This window comes from Sabulicella rubraurantiaca (assembly GCF_017355885.1).
Classification (GTDB): Bacteria; Pseudomonadota; Alphaproteobacteria; order Acetobacterales; family Acetobacteraceae; genus Roseococcus; species Roseococcus rubraurantiacus.
This window is the reverse complement of sequence record NZ_JAFEUU010000002.1, coordinates 311844-324456: the sequence shown is the minus strand read 5'-3', so window position 1 is coordinate 324456 and position 12613 is coordinate 311844. Positions and strand designations below refer to the sequence as shown.

The 12613-nt window shown below is 71.1% G+C and carries 16 protein-coding genes; 7 read left to right on the top strand and 9 right to left on the bottom strand.

What is annotated here, in order from left to right; genetic code table 11:
• Positions 1 to 2: 2 nt before the first annotated feature.
• The 4 genes from JTJ31_RS05550 to ispH all read right to left on the bottom strand — a co-directional run bounded on the left by JTJ31_RS05550 (position 3) and on the right by ispH (position 3494).
• On the bottom strand, positions 3 to 1010 hold the full coding sequence (locus tag JTJ31_RS05550) for a glycosyltransferase family 2 protein (RefSeq protein ID WP_207537618.1): 1008 nt from the start codon (positions 1008 to 1010) through the stop codon (positions 3 to 5).
• A gap of 112 nt (positions 1011 to 1122) precedes the next feature.
• Positions 1123 to 1566 carry a ribonuclease HI gene (rnhA, locus tag JTJ31_RS05545; protein WP_207537617.1) on the bottom strand — a complete coding sequence of 148 codons (444 nt, stop codon included), beginning with the start codon at positions 1564 to 1566 and terminating at the stop codon, positions 1123 to 1125.
• Positions 1559 to 2527 (bottom strand): homoserine kinase, encoded by a 969-nt coding sequence (locus JTJ31_RS05540; protein ID WP_207537616.1) that lies wholly within the window; start codon positions 2525 to 2527, stop codon positions 1559 to 1561. Before JTJ31_RS05540 ends, rnhA begins: the two co-directional genes overlap by 8 nt.
• Before the next feature lie 7 nt (positions 2528 to 2534).
• Positions 2535 to 3494 carry a 4-hydroxy-3-methylbut-2-enyl diphosphate reductase gene (gene ispH / locus JTJ31_RS05535; protein ID WP_207537615.1) on the bottom strand — a complete coding sequence of 320 codons (960 nt, stop codon included), beginning with the start codon at positions 3492 to 3494 and terminating at the stop codon, positions 2535 to 2537.
• A gap of 137 nt (positions 3495 to 3631) precedes the next feature.
• Here ispH and JTJ31_RS05530 point away from each other — a divergent pair, with 137 nt between their 5' ends.
• Positions 3632 to 4156, top strand: a complete 525-nt coding sequence (locus JTJ31_RS05530; protein WP_207537614.1) for a hypothetical protein — start codon at positions 3632 to 3634, stop codon at positions 4154 to 4156.
• 72 nt (positions 4157 to 4228) lie between these two features.
• On the opposite strand, the gene JTJ31_RS05525 is transcribed toward JTJ31_RS05530, so the two are convergent.
• The 4 genes from JTJ31_RS05525 to pdxA are packed head-to-tail and all read right to left on the bottom strand — an operon-like array spanning position 4229 to position 7248.
• Positions 4229 to 4549 (bottom strand): P-II family nitrogen regulator, encoded by a 321-nt coding sequence (locus JTJ31_RS05525; protein WP_207537613.1) that lies wholly within the window; start codon positions 4547 to 4549, stop codon positions 4229 to 4231.
• Positions 4546 to 5505, bottom strand: coding sequence for a sodium-dependent bicarbonate transport family permease (locus tag JTJ31_RS05520; RefSeq protein WP_207537612.1), 960 nt, complete (start codon positions 5503 to 5505; stop codon positions 4546 to 4548). Before JTJ31_RS05520 ends, JTJ31_RS05525 begins: the two co-directional genes overlap by 4 nt.
• A gap of 40 nt (positions 5506 to 5545) precedes the next feature.
• Positions 5546 to 6280, bottom strand: coding sequence for a pyridoxine 5'-phosphate synthase (locus JTJ31_RS05515; protein WP_207537611.1), 735 nt, complete (start codon positions 6278 to 6280; stop codon positions 5546 to 5548).
• A complete protein-coding gene (pdxA, locus tag JTJ31_RS05510; protein ID WP_207537610.1) occupies positions 6280 to 7248 on the bottom strand; it encodes a 4-hydroxythreonine-4-phosphate dehydrogenase PdxA in 969 nt (322 codons plus the stop codon). Before pdxA ends, JTJ31_RS05515 begins: the two co-directional genes overlap by 1 nt.
• Before the next feature lie 101 nt (positions 7249 to 7349).
• On the opposite strand from pdxA, the gene JTJ31_RS05505 reads away from it, so the two are divergent.
• Entirely contained in the window at positions 7350 to 8081 is a 732-nt protein-coding gene (locus JTJ31_RS05505; RefSeq protein ID WP_207537609.1) for a sulfite exporter TauE/SafE family protein, read from the top strand.
• 112 nt (positions 8082 to 8193) lie between these two features.
• Positions 8194 to 8379 carry a hypothetical protein gene (locus JTJ31_RS05500; protein ID WP_207537608.1) on the top strand — a complete coding sequence of 62 codons (186 nt, stop codon included), beginning with the start codon at positions 8194 to 8196 and terminating at the stop codon, positions 8377 to 8379.
• Here JTJ31_RS05500 and JTJ31_RS05495 read toward each other — a convergent pair.
• Positions 8369 to 9115: a DUF2189 domain-containing protein gene (locus tag JTJ31_RS05495; RefSeq protein WP_328805677.1), complete on the bottom strand. Its 747-nt coding sequence runs from the start codon at positions 9113 to 9115 to the stop codon at positions 8369 to 8371. The two genes, JTJ31_RS05500 and JTJ31_RS05495, sit on opposite strands and share 11 nt — an antisense overlap.
• Positions 9116 to 9321: 206 nt before the next feature.
• On the opposite strand from JTJ31_RS05495, the gene ccoN reads away from it, so the two are divergent.
• Genes ccoN through ccoP form a run of 4 tightly spaced genes read left to right on the top strand, consistent with a single transcriptional unit; the run spans position 9322 to position 12612 of the window.
• The gene (ccoN, locus tag JTJ31_RS05490) at positions 9322 to 10821 is read left to right on the top strand and encodes a cytochrome-c oxidase, cbb3-type subunit I (RefSeq protein WP_207537606.1); all 1500 of its coding nucleotides are present in this window, start codon (positions 9322 to 9324) and stop codon (positions 10819 to 10821) included.
• 13 nt (positions 10822 to 10834) lie between these two features.
• Positions 10835 to 11566 carry a cytochrome-c oxidase, cbb3-type subunit II gene (gene ccoO / locus JTJ31_RS05485; RefSeq protein ID WP_207537605.1) on the top strand — a complete coding sequence of 244 codons (732 nt, stop codon included), beginning with the start codon at positions 10835 to 10837 and terminating at the stop codon, positions 11564 to 11566.
• Between the two features lie 10 nt (positions 11567 to 11576).
• Entirely contained in the window at positions 11577 to 11738 is a 162-nt protein-coding gene (locus JTJ31_RS05480) for a cbb3-type cytochrome oxidase subunit 3 (RefSeq protein WP_207537604.1), read from the top strand.
• 7 nt (positions 11739 to 11745) lie between these two features.
• Complete coding sequence (ccoP, locus tag JTJ31_RS05475) at positions 11746 to 12612, top strand: cytochrome-c oxidase, cbb3-type subunit III (RefSeq protein WP_207537603.1); 867 nt, start codon at positions 11746 to 11748, stop codon at positions 12610 to 12612.
• The last annotated feature ends 1 nt before the right edge of the window (position 12613 follow it).

Sequence of the window (12613 nt, the reverse complement as noted above, 5' to 3'; positions counted from 1 at the left end):
CGCTATGCTCCCTGCGCGACGCGCCGCACCGTCTGGCTGCGGAGCGTGCCGAGGCTGAGCAGCGTGCGCGCGGCCACGGTGCGCAGCCCGGGCGGCAGCGCCGCGACGCCGACCTTGGCGTGGACGCGCAGCGGCCGGGTGGAACCGAGCTGTGCGGCAATGGCGCGCACGGCGGCGAAATCCTGCCGCACGAAGGCGGTTTCCAGCGCCTGCAGCCGCCGCCGCCGCGCGCTGGCGCGGATGGCGGGGGCGTGGGGCCGCAGGCTCGGCCGTGTTTGGAGCACGTGGTCGAGAATGGCGGCGTCATCCAGGTTCATCCGTTGCACCTGCGCCGGCGAGAGCCGCGCCGGCTGGCGGATGCTGACCGTGGCGCTGAGCACGAGGCCGATGCGCGGATGCTCCGCGACCCGCAGCGCCGTGGCGAAATCGCTGCTCGCGCCCTGTGGCGCCGCCTCGTCCCAGCCGCCGATGCGGCGGAGGAAGTCGCGCCGCGCGGCCAGGGCCGAGGGAAAGAACGGGGTGAAGCGCAGCAGGCGTGGGAGAGGGGGCTCGTCGAAGAGGGCGAGGCCGCCGCCCAGCAGCCGCGCCCCCGCGAAGAAGCCGGGCGGCGCGTCGGAGAACTTGTCGCGCTCGGCCCAGACGCCGTCGCGCACGAGGCGAAAATTGGCATAAGCGGCGTTCAGCTCCGGAACCGCCTCCCAGAGCCGCGCCAGGGCTTCGAGATGGCCGGGCAGCCAAACATCGTCGCTGTCGCAGAAGGCGACCACGTCCCCGCTGGCGAGGCGCGCCCCGGCATTGCGGGCCACCATCGCGCCCGAATGCGGGATGCAGCCCACCGTCACCCGTCCGGCATAGGCCTCGAGCATGGAGAGCGTGTCATCGGTGGAGCCGTCATCCACCACGATCACCTCGTATGGAGGGCGGTCCTGCGCCAGCACCGAATCGAGCGTCTCGCCGAGCAGATGCGTGCGATTGCGCGTGGGGATCACGACGCTGATGCGAAGCGTCATAGCGAGCACCTCGCCAAGCTGGCGAGATGAAGAAAATGATAATGCGTCGTCATGAACCCCCGTTCGGGAAAGAACCGCCCAGCCAGAGGAAGGTTGCGCGGCGATGGCCGCGCTAGCGGCCTGCTTCGCGCGCCTGCGTCGCCAGACGGTCGGCGCGCTCGTTCATCGTGTCGCCCGCATGGCCGCGCACCCAGCGCCACTCGATGCGGTGCGGCTTGGCGGCGGCCAGGAGGCGTTGCCAGAGTTCGTAGTTCTTCACCGGATCACGCGCGGCGTTGCGCCAGTCGTTGCGGATCCAGCCTTTCACCCAGCGCTCCATCCCGTTGCGGAGGTATTCGCTGTCCGTGTGCAGGATGACGGTGCAGGGCCGCGTCAGCGCCTCCAGCGCCGCGCAGGCCGCCGTCAGCTCCATGCGGTTGTTGGTCGTGGCGGCCTCGTAGCCCGACAGCTCCTTCTCCGCCGTGCCGAAGCGCAGGATGGCAGCCCAGCCGCCCGGGCCGGGATTGGGCTTGCAGCCGCCATCGGTCCAGATCTCGACCGTGCGCTCCTCAGCCACCGATCGCCTCCGCCGAGGGGGCTTTGCGGAAGAAGCGCAGCTTGTGCAGGTATTCCATCGGGTCCTTGCGGGTCACCATGGCCCCGGCGGGGGTGTTCACCCAATCGAAGAGGCGGGTCAGCAGGAAGCGCATCGCCGCGCCCTGGCACAGCAGCGGCAGCGCCGCCCGCTCCTCGCGCGACAGGGGGCGGCGGGCTTCGTAGCCGCGCAGCAGCGAGCGCGCCTTGGTGACGTTGAACTCGCGCGCCTCCTCGAAGCACCAGGCGTTGAGGCACACCGCGACGTCATAGGCGAGCAGGTCCGTGCAGGCGAAGTAGAAGTCGATCAGCCCCGAAACGGCAGGGCGCCGCCCCGAATCCAGAAAGAACACGTTGTCGGGGAAGAGGTCGGCGTGGATGTGGCCGCGCGGCAGAAGCCCCTCCGTCGGCCAGGCGTCGAGGATGGCGGACAGCGCCCCATCCAGCTCCCGCATCAGCGCCGGATCGGCATCCGGGCGGCAGCGCTCCAGCAGCGGCCTCCAGGAATCGGGGCCGAGGCCGTTGCGCCGCGTCGCCGCGAAGCCCTCTCCCGCGAGGTGCAGCGCCCCCAGCGCCTCGCCCAGCGGCTCGCAATGCGACGGGCGGACGCGGCGCGGCCAGACGCCGGGCAGGAAGGTGCAGATGGCGGCGGGACGCCCGGCCAGCTCGCGCAGCGCCTCGCCGTCGCGTGCCGGAACCGGCTCGGGGCAGGGCAGGCCGTGAGCGGCGAGGTGGCGCATCAACCCGAGGAACCAGGGCAGCTCGCCCGGGTCCACGCGCTTCTCGTAGAGGGTGAGGATGAAATCCCCAGCCTCCGTCTTCAGCGCGTAGTTGCTGTTCTCTACCCCCTCCGCGATGCCGCGGAAGGCCAGCAGCGAGCCGAGAGCATAATCCTCCAGGAAGAGGCGAAGCGCCTCGTCCGACACCTCCGTGTAGACGGCCATGGATGGGTCAGGCGGGCTGGGCCGTGAGCGCGGAAGGCAGCTTGAAGATGATCTTCTCCTCCGCCACCACCACCTCCTCGGTGGTGACGGCAAAGCGCTCGCGCAGCCGGGCCAGCACCTCCTCCACCAGCACCTCGGGTGCCGAGGCGCCGGCAGTGATGCCGAGGCGCGACACGCCCTCCAGCCGCGACAGGTCGAGGTCGGCGCCGCGCTGCACCATCAGCGACTGCGCGCAGCCGGCGCGCAGCGCGACCTCCTTCAGCCGCACCGAGTTGGAGGAGTTGGGCGCCCCCACCACGATCATCATGTCCACCTGGGGCGCGATGGCCTTCACCGCCGCCTGCCGGTTGGTGGTGGCGTAGCAGATGTCTTCCTTGGCCGGCGCGGACATCTCCGGGAAGCGGCTGCGCAGGATCTCCACGATCTCGGCCGTGTCGTCCACGGAGAGCGTCGTCTGGGTGATGAAGGCGAGCGGCACGCCCGCCGGCGGCTGGACGCGGCGCGCATCCTCCTCGTCCTCCACCAGCGTCACCGCGCCGGAGGGAAGCTGGCCCATCGTGCCCACCACTTCCGGGTGGCCGGCATGGCCGATCAGGAACATGTGGCGGCCGCGGCTGAAATGATGCTCCGCCTCCCGGTGCACCTTGCTGACCAGCGGGCAGGTGGCGTCCAGGAAGAACATCTGCCGCCGCTCCGCCTCGGCCGGGATGGCCTTGGGTACGCCATGGGCGGAGAAGACGACGGGCTGGCCGTCATCCGGGATCTCGTCCAGCTCCTCCACGAAGACGGCGCCCTGCCGCTCCAGGGACTGCACCACGAAGCGGTTATGGACGATTTCGTGCCGGACATAGACGGGCGCGCCGTAGCGGCGCAGCGCCTCCTCCACGATTTTGATGGCGCGATCCACCCCGGCGCAGAAGCCGCGCGGGCCGGCGAGGAGGACATGCAGGGGGCGCTGTTCGGCCATGGGTCGGGGCGTCCGGACTGGGAATGGTCCCGCTATCTATCCCTTCGGCCGGTTTGGTGCCAGAGACGCGGACCTGGGGCCTGACCCGCGCCGGCGGGCTGGGCTCCTCCGGGAGACGTGGCGGAGGAGGGCTCTTGATGCGGCAGTGGATGGTGGCGGCTGTGGCCTTGGCGCTGGCGGGGTGCGGCAGCGGCCGGCTCGAGGACCGGCTGGTGGCCTGCCCGCAGCTTTCCCTGCCTGCCGACGCGGCCGACCTGACCCGCTACCGCCCCGGCGCCCCGCCCGATCTGTCCACCCTGGTGCTGGATGCGCGGATCACGGCGGTGGACGGCAATTGCCGCCGCGGCCGGCGCGACCGCTCGGTGGATGCCACGGTCTCGGTGCGGATGCGGGTGGATCGCGGCCCGGCCGCCACGACGCGCACGGCAGAACTTCCCTGGTTCATCGCCGTGGTCGAGGGCGACAACGTGCTGAGCCGCCAGGGTTTCGTCCTGCCCGTCACCTTCGCGCCCAACACGACGCGGGCCGAGCTTGCGACCCCATCCATCGAGATTGCCTTCCCCGTGCGGGAAGGGCGCCGCATCCAGGATCTGCGCATCCTGGTGGGGTTCCGCCTTTCGCCGGAGGAACTGGCACTGAATCGGCGGCGCGGTCCGCAGTAGGCTTTTCCAACTCAGGCGGAAACGCCTGACGACCCGGAACATGCGACGGGGCGGAAGCCGCCCCGGGCCGCCTCAGCCGAAGCGCTCGCCCCGCAGCACCTGGCACTCACTGACCGAGACGATGGCCGGGCGGGCGCCCAGCAGCTCCTCGCGCGCCGCCAGCACCCGCTCCGCCAACCCGGCGCTGCCGATGCAGAGGATCAGCACGTTGTCCAACACGCCGGACAGGTCGCCCGATTGGCGGATGCCCTGGCGGCCGCGTCCCTGCGCAACGGGCAGCACGGTCCAGCCCGTCGCGCCCAGCCGGTCGAGCAGCTCCGTCACGTCGTCGGCGCGCTTCGCCTCCACCACGATCTCGATTCGCTTGCGCGCGTGCAGCGCCGTCTCGTTCATGTGCCCGCCATCCTCAGCCACAGGGGAATCCCCACCAGGATATTGAAGGGGAAGGTGACGGCGACGGACAGGGTCACATAGATGCCGGGATCGGCCAGGGGCAGGGCAAGCCGCATCGCCGCCGGCACCGCGATGTAGGAGGCCGAGGCCCCCAGCACCGACATCAACGCCAACCCGCCCGGCGAGAGCCCCGCCAGAAGCCCGCCTGCAAAGCCCGCCGCGCCGCCGATCAGCGGCATGACCAGCGCGAAGAGGATCAGCCGCGTCGGCAGCACGCCCCCGCCGGTGCGAAGCTGCCGCACCGCCATCAGCCCCATCTCCAGCAGGAAGAGGCACAGCGCGCCCGGAAACAGCGCCTCGGTGAAGGGGGCAAGCTGCGCCTTGCCCGCCGGGCCGGTGATCGAGCCGATCAGGAAGGAGCCGAGCAGCAGCACCACCGGCCCGTTCAGCAGCACCTCGCGTGCCAGCTTGCAGCCTTGCAGCTTCGGCCCCCCGGTGCTCCCGCCCATCCGGGCGAGCAGGATGGCGGACAGGATGGCTGGGGTTTCCATCGCCGCCAGCACGGCGGGCATGAAGCCCTCGGCCGGGACGCCGCGCGTCGCCAGGATGCCGGAGGCGGCGGCAAAGGTGACAACGGAGACGCTGCCGTAATGCCCAGCCACCGCGGCGGCCGTGTCGCGGTCCAGCCCGGTGCCCAGGCGCAGGAGGCCGAAGGCCGGCACGGGCAGGAGGAAGGACAGGGCCACCCCCACCGCCAGCGCGGCCCAGAGCCCCTCCGCACCGCCGGGCGCGGCCAGCGCTGCCCCACCCTTCAGCCCGATGGCGACCATCAAGTAGAGCGAGAGCGTCTTGGCCAGGGCGTCGGGGATGGACAGGTCGGCGCGCGCGGCGCCGGCCCCGAAGCCCAGGGCGAAGAACAGGATGGGGGGCGGGAAGAGGGTCGCGAGTCCGGTCACGCGCGCCCCCTAGACCGGAAGCCTGGCCGGGGAAACCCGGTCAGCGCGGGGAGGGGCGGGCCATCGCCGCCCGCATCCGCTGGATCGCGCCGGGAAGCCCCTCGAACACGGCGGCGCCGATCAGGAAGTGTCCGATGGACACTTCCTCCACCTCCGGCATGGCGGCGATGGCGCCCACCGTGTCGAAGGACAGCCCGTGCCCGGCATGGACCTTGAGCCCCATCCCTGCCGCCGCCCGTGCCGCCTCGGCCAATCGGGCGGCGAGGGGGGCGCGCTCGGCCTCCGGCGCCTCGGCATAGGTGCCGGTGTGCAGTTCGATGGCCTGGGCACCCAGCGCGGCAGTGCGGGCGATCTGCGCCGCGTCCGGCTCCACGAAGAGCGAGACCTCGATGCCCGACTCTGCCAGGCGCCGCACGGCATCGGCCAGGAACGGCCCGGCGCCGAGGACATCCAGCCCGCCCTCCGTCGTCAGCTCCGCGCGCTTCTCCGGCACGATGCAGCATGCGGCGAGGCCATGCCCCTCGCGCAGCTTCAGGGCGGTCGCCACCATCTCCTCCGTCGCCGCCATCTCGAAGTTCAGTCGCGTCGGCACTTCGGCGGCGATGCGGAACACGTCGGCGTCGCGGATGTGGCGCCGGTCCTCCCGCAGGTGGACCGTGATGCCGTCCGCGCCGGATTCCATGCAGAGCCGCGCCGCCGCGACGGGGCAGGGGAAGGCGCCGCCGCGGGCGTTCCGCAGGGTGGCGACGTGGTCCACGTTGACGGACAGGCGCATCAGGCGGCGTTCCTCCGGGCTTCGGCCAGCCGCGCCCCAAGGCGCAGCGCGGCGATCAGGCTGTTCGGGCTGGCTCGCCCCGTCCCGGCGATGTCGAGCGCCGTGCCGTGGTCGGGCGAGGTGCGGATGATGGACAGGCCGAGGGTGACGTTCACGCCCCCCTCCATGTCCAGCGTCTTGATCGGGATCAGCGCCTGGTCGTGATACAGGCAGATGGCGGCGTCGTAGCCGGGCCGGGCCAGGGCGGTGAACATCGTGTCCGGCGGGTGCGGCCCGGTGGCGGCGATTCCTTCCGAGCGCAGCGCGGCCACGGCCGGGGCGACGATCGCCTCGTCCTCATGGCCCAGCGTGCCGGCCTCGCCCGCATGGGGGTTCAGCCCCGCGACGGCGAGGCGCGGCGCCGCGATGCCGAAGTCGCGCCGCAGCGCCGCATGGGTGATGCGCGCATGCTCCACGATCAGCTCCGGCGTCAGCCGCGCGATCGCCCTGGCCAGGGGCTCGTGCACCGTCACCGGCACCACACGAAGCTCCGGGCAGGCCAGCATCATCACCGGCGGCACGCCCGTTCCGGCCAGCTCGCCCAGGAATTCGGTGTGGCCGGGATGGGGGAAGCCGGCGGCGGTCAGCACCGCTTTCTGGATCGGGTTCGTGACCACCGCCCCCACGCGCCTGGCGCGGGCGAGGGCGACCGCCTCCTCGATGGAGCGGAGCACGGCAGGGGCATTGGCCGGATCGGGCCGGCCGGGCTGGACGGGGACGGGAAGGGGGTGGTGCAGCACCGGCAGGGACTCGGGGAAGGCGGCCTCAGCCTCCTCGGGCGAGGCCACCCGCGCCACCGGAACCCCGGAAACGAGATCCGCGTCGCCCAGCAGCACGAAGCCCGGCCCTTCCCGCCGCAGCGCCTGCCAGGCGAGGGCAGAGATCTCGGGGCCGATTCCGGCGGGTTCGCCCATGGTGAGTGCGAGCATGGGAAGCGGCTTACCCCAGCCGCGCCGGCCGCGCATCGGGGCCGCTGCGGATTTGATGCGGCGCAATGCGGCGACGCCGCCTTTGGGCTAGGCTTCCCCTCATGCTGGCGGATTGCCTCCATGACCTTGCCGCGCTCGGCCCGGCGGGGCTGCCCGCGCTGGTGGGCAGCTTGTTCCTGGCCGGTCTGGCGGGCGGGCTGACCCATTGTGCCGGGATGTGCGGCCCCTTCGTGCTGGCCCAGGCGGGTGCGCGGGCGGATTCGGCGCTGTCCGGCGGGTCGCTTCGCCGCCTCGCGGGGGCGGCGCTGCTGCCCTATCACCTGGGAAGGGCCACGGGCTACGCGGCGCTGGGCGCGGCCGCGGGCGGGTTCGGCGCGCTGTTGGCGGGGCTGACCGGGATGCGCTTCGTCGCGGCGCTGCTCCTCGCCCTGGCGGCGCTGGCGATGCTGGCCCAGGGCTCGGCAAGGCTGGCGGCGCTCCTGCCGCGCCTGCCCAAGTCGCTCCTGCCCGATTTCCTGTCGCGCCGCCTCGGCCCGCTTCTTGCCGCGCCGGGACCCTGGGCAGGGTTCCGGCTTGGCTTCCTGCTGTCGGCCTTGCCCTGCGGGCTGCTCTGGGCGGCGCTGGCCGGGGCGGCGGCCTCGGGCAGCGCCCTGGCAGGCGCCCTCGCCATGGCGGGCTTCGCCACCGGGACGGTGCCGGCGCTGCTGGGCGTGGCACTGCTCGGGCAATTCTTCCGCCGCGTCGCGGGCGGGCGGGCCCAGGCCCTGGCCGGCAGGCTCTTCATGTTCAACGGCGTGGTGCTGCTGGCACTCGCGCTGCGCCTCGCTGGTTGAGAGGCGCCGCTTACCGGGGGGCTTAAGGGACGATCTCCTAGTCGCCGCCGCATCGGATGCGATCGCAGGGCGCCGCGATGCAGCAGATCAATCTCCTTGGCGGCCTGCCAGGGTGGAAGGCTTCTTCCGTGAGGCCGGCGCCTCCATCCTGACGGAGCAGATCTCCTGGCATAGGTGGGAGGTCGCCCATGGGCGCATGGACGAGGCCGGGTTCCTCGCCGACGCCTCCGGCTGGGTCGCCAACCCGCTGAGCGGCAGCTACGCCGCGCGCAAGCCGGTCAGCGACGTCATGCTCTGAGGACGTCCGGCGCCACCAGGTCGCGATAGGCGTGCCAGGTGGCGTGGCCGATCAAGGGCAGCGCCACGGCCAGTCCCAGAAAGAACGGGATGAGGGCGAGGCCGGTGAAGACCACGATCAGCCCGGCCCAGAGCGCCATGGCCCCCTTGTTCTCCATCACCGCCTGCAGGGACACGGTCACCGCTTCCAGGAAGCTCACCTCCGGCTGATCCACCAGCAGCGGGATGGATACGGCGCAGGTCGCGAAGGCCACGGTGGCCAGCACGAAGCCGAACCCCGTGCCGATGACGAGGAAGGGCAGGACGTGCTCGCTCCGCAGCAGGGCCAGGGGCAGGTCCGCGAGGGTGGGCGCGAAGCCGAAGCCGAAGAACAGCGCAAAGAGCAGCCCGGCCACGCGCGTCCAGAACAGGTGGATGACGAGCAGAAGCGCCCCCATCATCGCCAGCTGGACGCCGTTGCGCCGGAACCCCGCCACCGCCTCGGCCAGCCCCGGCCTCTCGCCAAGCTCCAGGCGGCGGCTGGTCTCGTAGAGCCCGGCGGCGAGGAGGGGCGCCAGGATGAAGAACCCCGCCGTCGCCGGCAGGATCGCCCAGGCCGTCCCCGTCTCGAACAGCAGCAGCGCCATCAGCCAGCCGAACAGGGTCAGCGCGAAGCCGTAGGCGAGGCTGACCGGCTTGGCCGCCAGGAAATCCGCCCAGCCGCGCGCCAGCCACGTCCATGGCCGGTCCGTGGCCACGCGCCGAATCCTTCCGTGCGACGGAATGGGGGTTGGAAAGGTGTCAATGCTCATCCGCGTGATTCTCCCGGGCGTGGGCGAGACTCTGCCATGCGGCGGCGCCGGGACCGCTTGATCCTGATCAAGGACGCCACGCCTTCCCCAGGCGCATGAGCCACCAGCGGGGCGGATTGCGCCCCGGGCCTGAAGGACGAGGAGAGTTTCGCATGGCCAGCGCGAGCATGGCCGCCAGCCCGGGGAATTGGGCGGCGGCGCGACAGGGGACGGGGGTGGCCTATGTGGAAGACCCCATCCGCGCCTTCGCCATCGCCACGATGTTCTGGGGCATTGTCGGCTTCCTGGTGGGGGTCGTCATCGCCTCCCAGCTCGCCTGGCCAGCGCTGAACCTGGGACTGGAATGGACCAGCTTCGGCCGGCTGCGCCCCGTCCACACCTCCGCCGTCATCTTCGCCTTCGGCGGCAATGCGCTGCTGGGCACCTCGCTCTACATCGTGCAGCGCACCTGCCGCGCGCGGCTCTGGGGCGGCGAGGAGATGGGGTGGTGGCTGTTCTGGGGCTACCAGTTCTTCATCGTCACCGCCGCGCTGGGCTACGTGCTCGGCGTCACGCAGGGGAAGGAATACGCGGAGCCAGAGTGGTTCTCCGACCTGTGGCTGACCGTGCTTTGGGTGATGTACCTGCTGGCCTACGCGGGCACGATCATGCGGCGCGAGGAGCCGCACATCTACGTCGCGAACTGGTTCTTCCTGGCCTTCATCATCACCGTCGCGCTGCTGCACATCGGCAACAACGTCTCCCTGCCGCTGGCGCTCACCTCGACCTTCTCCTATGCGGCGCCGGCCGGCGTGCAGGGGGCGATGATCCAGTGGTGGTACGGCCACAACGCGGTGGGCTTCTTCCTGACCGCGGGCTTCCTCGGGATGATGTACTACTTCATCCCCAAGCAGGCCGAGCGGCCGGTCTATTCCTACCGCCTGTCCATCGTCCACTTCTGGAGCATCATCTTCCTCTACATCTGGGCGGGTCCGCACCACCTGCACTACACCGCGCTGCCCGACTGGGCGCAGACGCTGGGCATGGTGTTCTCGGTGATGCTGTGGATGCCGAGCTGGGGCGGAATGATCAACGGGATCATGACCCTCTCGGGCGCCTGGGACAAGCTGCGCACCAATGCGGGCCTGCGCTTCAGCGTCACCGCGGTCGCCTTCTACGGCATGTCCACCTTCGAGGGCCCGGTCATGTCCATCAAGGCCGTGAACTCTCTGTCGCACTACACGGACTGGACCATCGGCCACGTGCATTCCGGCGCGCTGGGCTGGAACGGCTTCATCACCTTCGGCGCGCTGTACTGGCTGATCCCGGTGCTGTGGAAGCGCGCGCGGATGTGGAGCGAGGCGCTGATCGCCTGGCACTTCTGGCTCGCGACGCTGGGCATCGTCCTCTACATCACCGCGATGTGGGTGTCCGGCATCATGCAGGGCCTCATGTGGCGCGCCTACGATGAGCTGGGCTTCCTCCAGTACTCCTTCATCGAGACGGTTGCGGCCATGCACCCGTACTACGTGATCCGCGCCCTGGGCGGCGTGCTCTACCTCTCGGGCGCGATCCTCATGGCCTGGAACGTCTTCAAGACCATCACCGCCGGCGAGGAGGTGGAGGAGGCGCGCGTCGCCGCCCCCGCCGCCCAGCCCGTGCCGGCCGAGTGAGCGAGGCAGAGACATGCTCAAGAAGTTCACCCACGGCACGATCGAGCGGAACGTCATCCTGCTCAGCGTGCTCACCCTGATCACCGTCTCCATCGGCGGGCTCGCGCAGATCGTGCCGCTCTTCACGGTGGAGAGCACGATCGAGCGGGTGCAGGGCGTGCGCCCCTACACCCCGCTGGAGCTGATGGGCCGCAATATCTACGTGCGCGAGGGCTGCTACGCCTGCCACAGCCAGATGGTGCGGCCCTTCCGCGACGAGAACGAGCGCTATGGCCACTACTCGCTGGCGGCGGAGAGCATGTATGACCGCCCGTTCCAGTGGGGTTCCAAGCGCACCGGCCCCGACCTGGCGCGCGTCGGCGGCCGCTATTCCGATGACTGGCAGGCGGCGCATCTGCGCGCCCCGCGCGACCTCGTGCCCGACACGGTCATGCCCGCCTACGCCTTCCTCGACCGCCCGCTCGACTACAGCGGCATCGAGGCGCACCTGCGGGCGCAGCGCGCCCTCGGCGTGCCCTACACGGAGGAGATGGTGGCCAATGCCCGCGCCGACCTGGAGGCGCAGGCCCGGCCGGACGCGGATGCGAGCGGCTTCTCCTCCCGCTACGCCCGCGCCCGCCAGGCGGCCTTCGACGGCAACCCCCAGCGCGTCACCGAGATGGATGCGCTGGTCGCCTATCTGCAGATGCTCGGCACCCTCGTCGATTTCCGCGACGTGACGCCCGAGCAGCTGCGGCAGCAGTGAGGCCCGCGCGATGCACGAGCTGCAATCCCTGTTCAACAGCCTCTGGGTCCTTTGGTTCTTCGTCCTCTTCGGCGGGATCCTGGTCTGGGTGCTGTGGCCGACGCGAAAGAAGACCTGGGAAGAGCGCGGCAAGATGATCCTGCGCGACGACGACCGGGCTGAGAAAGGCTGAACGCACCATGCCGACCAAGATCGAGAAGGACGCCATCTCGGGCCAGATGACCACGGGCCACGAGTGGGACGGCCTCAAGGAACTGGACACCCCGATGCCGCGCTGGTGGCTGTGGACCTTCTACGCCACCGTCGTCTTCGCCCTGGCCTGGGTGGTGATCTACCCCGCCATCCCGGTCAGCGGCCTCACCGGCCTCTCCGGCTGGACGGCGCGCGGCGCCCTGCCGGCCGAGATCGCGGCGGAGCGCGCGCGGATCGAGCCGATGCTGGCGCGGCTGCGCGAGGCAACCCCCGGCGAGATCGCCGCCGACCCGGAGATGCGCGCCTTCGCCCTGGCGGGCGGGCGTGGCGCCTTCAACAACACCTGCGCCGGCTGTCATGGCGCGGGCGGGCAGGGCGCGCTTGGCTTCCCGTCGCTGGCCGACGATGACTGGCTCTTCGGCGGCAAGCTGGACGAGATCCAGCACACGATCCGCCACGGCGTCCGCGCCGGCGAGAGCGACGACCAGCGCGGCATCGCCATGCCCGCCTTCCTGTCCACCGGCATGCTGAACGCCGCCCAGGTGAACGACACCGCCGAATACGTGCTGTCGCTCACCGGCCGCGCCACCAATGCCGAGGCGGCCGGGCGCGGTGAGGCGCTGTTCAGCGAGAACTGCGCGAGCTGCCATGGTGAGCGCGGCGAGGGCAACCGCGACATGGGGGCGCCGCGGCTGAACGACCGCATCTGGCTGTTCGGCGGCGACAAGGCCGCGATCATGCGCACCATCGCCTATAGCCGCGCGGGCGTGATGCCCTCCTGGCAGGGGCGCCTCGACCCGGCGGTGGTGAACATGCTCACCCTCTACGTCCACTCGCTGGGCGGCGGCGAGTAAG

Coding starts and splice junctions, on each gene's coding strand:
- JTJ31_RS05550 (WP_207537618.1), bottom strand. CDS start 1,010: ATGACGCTTCGCATCAGCGTCGTGATCCCCACGCGCAATCGCACGCAT.
- JTJ31_RS05540 (WP_207537616.1), bottom strand. CDS start 2,527: ATGGCCGTCTACACGGAGGTGTCGGACGAGGCGCTTCGCCTCTTCCTG.
- ispH (WP_207537615.1), bottom strand. CDS start 3,494: ATGGCCGAACAGCGCCCCCTGCATGTCCTCCTCGCCGGCCCGCGCGGC.
- JTJ31_RS05530 (WP_207537614.1), top strand. CDS start 3,632: ATGCGGCAGTGGATGGTGGCGGCTGTGGCCTTGGCGCTGGCGGGGTGC.
- JTJ31_RS05525 (WP_207537613.1), bottom strand. CDS start 4,549: ATGAACGAGACGGCGCTGCACGCGCGCAAGCGAATCGAGATCGTGGTG.
- JTJ31_RS05515 (WP_207537611.1), bottom strand. CDS start 6,280: ATGCGCCTGTCCGTCAACGTGGACCACGTCGCCACCCTGCGGAACGCC.
- pdxA (WP_207537610.1), bottom strand. CDS start 7,248: ATGCTCGCACTCACCATGGGCGAACCCGCCGGAATCGGCCCCGAGATC.
- JTJ31_RS05505 (WP_207537609.1), top strand. CDS start 7,350: ATGCTGGCGGATTGCCTCCATGACCTTGCCGCGCTCGGCCCGGCGGGG.
- ccoN (WP_207537606.1), top strand. CDS start 9,322: ATGGCCAGCGCGAGCATGGCCGCCAGCCCGGGGAATTGGGCGGCGGCG.
- ccoO (WP_207537605.1), top strand. CDS start 10,835: ATGCTCAAGAAGTTCACCCACGGCACGATCGAGCGGAACGTCATCCTG.
- JTJ31_RS05480 (WP_207537604.1), top strand. CDS start 11,577: ATGCACGAGCTGCAATCCCTGTTCAACAGCCTCTGGGTCCTTTGGTTC.
- ccoP (WP_207537603.1), top strand. CDS start 11,746: ATGCCGACCAAGATCGAGAAGGACGCCATCTCGGGCCAGATGACCACG.